The organism is Pseudomonas sp. 05N434 (genome assembly GCF_056396965.1).
In genome coordinates, this window is sequence record NZ_JBFTMK010000384.1 from 1 (window position 1) to 4,935 (window position 4,935).

Annotated in this window: 5 protein-coding genes; 2 read left to right on the plus strand and 3 right to left on the minus strand. The window is 61.1% G+C overall.

Going from position 1 to position 4,935, the window contains the following annotated elements; genetic code table 11:
* Nucleotides 1–114: 114 nt before the first annotated feature.
* From AC1DLB_RS21280 to AC1DLB_RS21290, 3 genes are read right to left on the minus strand one after another with little or no spacing between them, the layout of a single operon-like run.
* A complete protein-coding gene (locus AC1DLB_RS21280) occupies nucleotides 115–498 on the minus strand; it encodes a hypothetical protein (RefSeq protein ID WP_018927097.1) in 384 nt (127 codons plus the stop codon).
* 8 nt (nucleotides 499–506) lie between these two features.
* Complete coding sequence (locus tag AC1DLB_RS21285) at nucleotides 507–935, minus strand: DNA polymerase III subunit chi (RefSeq protein WP_018927096.1); 429 nt, start codon at nucleotides 933–935, stop codon at nucleotides 507–509.
* A 60-nt stretch (nucleotides 936–995) separates the two neighbouring features.
* Nucleotides 996–2,486: a leucyl aminopeptidase gene (locus AC1DLB_RS21290; RefSeq protein WP_018927095.1), complete on the minus strand. Its 1,491-nt coding sequence runs from the start codon at nucleotides 2,484–2,486 to the stop codon at nucleotides 996–998.
* Nucleotides 2,487–2,781: 295 nt separating this feature from the next.
* Here AC1DLB_RS21290 and lptF point away from each other — a divergent pair, with 295 nt between their 5' ends.
* Together lptF and lptG are read left to right on the plus strand one after the other, a co-directional pair.
* Nucleotides 2,782–3,900 carry an LPS export ABC transporter permease LptF gene (gene lptF / locus AC1DLB_RS21295; RefSeq protein WP_477785591.1) on the plus strand — a complete coding sequence of 373 codons (1,119 nt, stop codon included), beginning with the start codon at nucleotides 2,782–2,784 and terminating at the stop codon, nucleotides 3,898–3,900.
* Nucleotides 3,893–4,935 (plus strand): LPS export ABC transporter permease LptG (gene lptG / locus AC1DLB_RS21300; protein ID WP_477785592.1); only part of this gene is annotated, 1,043 nt, incomplete at its 3' end. The genes lptF and lptG, both read left to right, overlap by 8 nt.

Sequence of the window (4,935 nt, forward strand, 5' to 3'; positions counted from 1 at the left end):
GCCCCGGACCATCAAGTCAGGTGTATCAGGTACACCGAGTGTTCGGGTTTTGCGGCTGCTTCGCAGCCGAGCGGGAGCAAGCTCCCTCGCCACAGAAGCCCGCTCGGCTCAAGGTTACTCGTACTGGCTAAGCAACCGTTCCATCCGTGCATCAAGGCGGCGTTTGATTTCGGTTTCGATGTGCGGGGCGAAGTCGTCGATCACGTCTTGCATGATCAATTGCGCGGCGGCGCGCAGCTCGCTATCCAGGTGCAACAGGGCATCGGGGCCCTTGTTGGCGGCAGGGGCCGGCTGGGCGGCCGGGGCGGGTGGTGGCGGTTCGACCTGGGGCGCATGGCCGACGGTGTCGAACAGCATGGGAATCTGTTCCTGGTCGCCTTCAATGACGGCGTCGGTCAGCAACGGCGGTTGCAGGTTGTCATCGCCGAGCAGTTGGCGGATCGACTCAAGGTCTTCCAGCAGGTGCACGGACTTTTGCGGTGGTTTTGGAGTGTCCATCGGAATGCTCAGAGTCGCTGTAAACGGTGATCTTGCAGAGGATAGCCCTGTTCGCGGTAGAAACGAAAACTCTCCCGCGCAGCCGCACGAATCGCCGGGTCTTCCACCACCACTTCCGCCACGCGGGCGAATTGTCTGGCAAAGGCCGGGACTTTCAGGTCGAGATTGACCAGCAGATCCTGATGCTGACCGCAGTCATCGCCAAGACCCAACACAATCAAACCGTCCGGCTCGCTTTCGGCAGGGCCGTGGGGCACGAAGCTTTCGCCCTTGAACGCCCACAACCGCGCATCGAGCGCATCACGCTGGGCGGCATCGCTGCAATGCAGGTAAATGCGGTGGCCCATGCGCCAGGCTTTTTCGGTGAGCTTGCAGGCGAAATCCAGCCGCGCCGAAGGATCGGCGCTGGGCAGGATATAGAAGTCGACTTTGGTCATTGCGGTTCCTGAGTTGCAAGCGGCGTCACCCGAGAGTGACGCCGCTGCAAGTCATCGGTTTCAGGCTTTGGCGCGGTCCAGCAGGTATTGGGTCAGCAGGGGAACCGGACGGCCAGTGGCGCCCTTGTCCTTGCCGCCGCTGGTCCAGGCTGTGCCGGCGATGTCCAGGTGTGCCCAGTTCAGGTTCTTGGTGAAGCGCGACAGGAAGCAGGCGGCGGTGATGGTGCCGGCTTTCGGGCCGCCGATGTTGGCGATGTCGGCGAACGGGCTGTCCAGCTGCTCTTGATACTCATCGAACAGCGGCAGTTGCCAGGCGCGGTCGTCGGCGGCTTGGCCGGCGCTCAGCAGCTGGCCGATCAGTTCGTCGTTGTTGCCCAGCAGGCCCGAGGTGTGGGCGCCCAGTGCCACGACACAAGCACCGGTCAGGGTGGCGATGTCGATCACCGCTTGCGGCTTGAAGCGTTCGGAGTAGGTCAGGGCATCGCACAGCACCAGACGGCCTTCGGCGTCGGTATTGAGGATTTCAACTGTCTGGCCGCTCATGGTGGTGACGATGTCGCCCGGACGCGAAGCGTTGCCGCTCGGCATGTTCTCGGCGCAGGCCAGGATGCACACCAGGTTGATCGGCAGTTTCAGCTCAAGCACGGCACGCAGGGTGCCGAACACGCTGGCGGCGCCGCCCATGTCGTACTTCATCTCATCCATGCCGGCGCCTGGCTTGAGGCTGATGCCGCCGGTGTCGAAGGTGATGCCTTTGCCGACGAGGGCGTACGGCTTCTCGGATTTCTTGCCGCCGTTGTATTGCATGACGATCAGGCGCGGTGGCTGGGCGCTGCCCTGGCCAACGGCGTAGAACGAACCCATGCCCAGGTCCTTGATCTTCTTCTCATCGAGGACTTCGACCTTCAGGCTTTTGAACTCTTTGCCCAGGTTCTTGGCTTGTTCACCAAGGAATGTCGGGTGGCAGATGTTCGGCGGCAGGTTGCCCAGGTCACGGGTGAAGGCCATGCCGTTGGCGATCGCGGTGGCGTGGGCCACGGCGCGTTCGACTTCAGCCTGTGCCGCCTTGATGGTCACCAGAGTGACTTTCTTCAGGGAGCGCGGGTCGGCTTTCTGGCTCTTGAACTGTTCGAAGATGTACTCGCCGTCCACCAGTGTTTCGGCCAGCAGGCGGGTCTTGCCATAGCTGTCACGGCCCTTGACCACCACTTCGTCCAGGGCCAGCACTGCATCGCTGCCGCCCAGGCCTTTCAGGGTATTGAGGATGCCGGCGATGATTTTGCGGAACGGGCGATCGCCCAGTTCTTCATCCTTGCCCACGCCCACCAGCAGCACGCGTTCGGCCTTGAGGTTGGGCAGGCTGTGCAGCAACAGGCTTTGGCCGACTTTGCCGGCCAGGTCGCCGCGCTTGAGCACTGCGCTGATAGCGCCGCCGCTCAGTTCGTCGAGTTGTTTGGCAACGGTGCCGAGCTTGCGGCCTTCGCGGACGGAGACTACCAACGTGGCGGTCTTCAACGTTTCCGGGCTAACGCTTTTTACAACCAGTTCCATGTCCGGGTCCCTGAATTAATGGTCAAACTGCGCGACGCGCAGAGGCTTGCCTATAAGTAGAAAGGCGCCGGTGTGTTGCCAGCGACAAAGGCCGCAGTTTGAACCTCGCTGCCTGCGCCTGACAACCCTCGGATATGCGAACTTCAGCGGTTCAGGTGCTTGCTTGAGCATGCGCAGTGACAGGCGCACTCAATCACAGGATAATGCGCCATCTTTTTCGGCGGCCCTGCCCTGCGGGCCGGCTGATACGTTTGTTTGTTTGGCCGCTTAGCCTGACAACCCTGGAGTGTCTGGTTTGATTGTCTTCCGTTATCTATCCCGCGAAGTCCTGTTGACCTTGAGCGCCGTCAGCGCCGTGCTGCTGGTCATCATCATGAGCGGACGCTTCATCAAATACCTCGCCCAGGCGGCCTCTGGGCTCCTGGATCCAGGTTCGCTGTTCCTGATCATGGGCTATCGCCTGCCGGGCTTCCTGCAGCTGATTCTGCCTTTGGGGCTGTTTCTCGGGATCTTGCTGGCCTACGGTCGTCTGTACCTCGAAAGCGAAATGACCGTGTTGTCTGCTACTGGCATGAGCCAGCAGCGTCTGTTCGCCATGACTCTTTTTCCGGCCACCCTGGTTGCCCTGATCGTGGCGTGGCTGAGCCTGAGCCTGGCACCGCAAGGTGCCAACCAGTTCCAGCTGCTGTTGAACAAGCAGGATGCACTGACCGAGTTCGACACCCTCGAGCCGGGTCGCTTCCAGGCCTTGCGCGACGGCACTCGGGTGACCTACACCGAGCAACTGTCGGATGACCGCATCAATCTGGGCGGCGTGTTCATTTCRCAAAAGAATGTCAGTTCCGACAACAAGGATCGGGGGATTTCCGTACTGGTAGCCGAGAAGGGCCATCAGGAAATCAGGCCCGATGGCAACCGTTACCTGATCCTCGACAACGGCTACCGCTACGACGGTAATCCGGGTCAGGCCGACTACCGCGCCATCARGTACGACGAGTACGGCGTATTGCTGGCCAAGCCGGACGTCAGCGACGAAGTGACCGACCGCGATGCGATGACCACCAGTTCCTTGCTGAGCAGCGACGACATCCGCTCGCGTACCGAACTGCAATGGCGCCTGTCCCTGCCGTTGCTGGTCTTCATCGTGACCCTGATGGCGGTGCCGCTGTCGCGGGTCAACCCGCGCCAGGGCCGTTTCCTCAAGCTGCTGCCGGCGATTCTTCTTTATATGGCTTACCTGACCATCCTGATTGCCGCTCGCGGCGCCCTTGAAAAGGGCAAGATCCCGCCGGTGTTGGGCTTGTGGTGGGTGCATGCAATCTTCCTGGCCATCGGTCTTGGCTTGCTGTATTGGGAGTCGCTGAGCTTGAAGATGGCGAGTCGCCGCAGCGCGCTGGAGGTGGCCCGTGGATAAGCTCGATCGCTACATCGGTAGCAGCGTGTTCATCGCGATCCTGGCGGTGCTTGGGATCATTCTGGGCTTGGCAACGCTGTTCGCCTTCATCGATGAGATGAGCGACGTCAGCGATACCTACACGTTGATGGATGTACTGAGTTACGTGTTGCTGACCGCGCCGCGCCGCCTGTACGACATGTTGCCGATGGCGGCGCTGATCGGTTGCCTGATTGGCCTCGGCAGTCTGGCCAGTCACAGCGAGCTGACCATCATGCGTGCCGCCGGTGTGTCCRTCGGTCGGATCGTCTGGGCCGTGATGAAGCCGATGCTGATCCTGATGGTGGTAGGGCTGGTAATTGGCGAGTACGTCGCGCCGGCCACGGAAATCACCGCTCAAGCCAACCGCTCGCTGGCCCAGGGCAGTGGCGATGCGCAAAGCGCCAAGCACGGTTTGTGGCACCGTCAGGGTGATGAGTTCATTCACGTCAACTCCGTGCAACCCAACGGTCTGCTGTACGGCGTGACCCGTTATCGTTTTGACGATCAACRCCACATGCTGTCTTCGAGCTTCGCCAAACGTGCGGAATTCGATACCGATCACTGGCAACTGACCGATGTCACGACCACGCTGTTCCATGACAAAAGTACCGAAGTGGTGACTGCCCCTGTGGAGCGCTGGGAAATAGCCCTGAGCCCGCAACTGCTGAGTACCGTGGTGATGGCGCCCGAGTCGTTGTCGATCAGCGGTCTGTGGAATTACATCCACTACCTGGCTGACCAGGGCCTGAGCAACGGTCGTTACTGGCTGGCGTTTTGGGTAAAGGTGTTGCAGCCGCTGGTGACCGCTGCATTGGTGTTGATGGCGATTTCCTTCATCTTCGGTCCGCTGCGGTCGGTGACCCTCGGTCAGCGGGTCTTCACTGGCGTACTGGTGGGCTTCACTTTCCGTATCGTCCAGGATTTGCTCGGGCCTTCGAGCCWGGTGTTCGGTTTCTCGCCGCTGTTTGCGGTGCTGGTACCGGCCGGTGTCTGCGCCCTGGCCGGGGTCTGGTT

Coding starts and splice junctions, on each gene's coding strand:
- AC1DLB_RS21280 (WP_018927097.1), bottom strand. CDS start 498: ATGGACACTCCAAAACCACCGCAAAAGTCCGTGCACCTGCTGGAAGAC.
- AC1DLB_RS21285 (WP_018927096.1), bottom strand. CDS start 935: ATGACCAAAGTCGACTTCTATATCCTGCCCAGCGCCGATCCTTCGGCG.
- AC1DLB_RS21290 (WP_018927095.1), bottom strand. CDS start 2,486: ATGGAACTGGTTGTAAAAAGCGTTAGCCCGGAAACGTTGAAGACCGCC.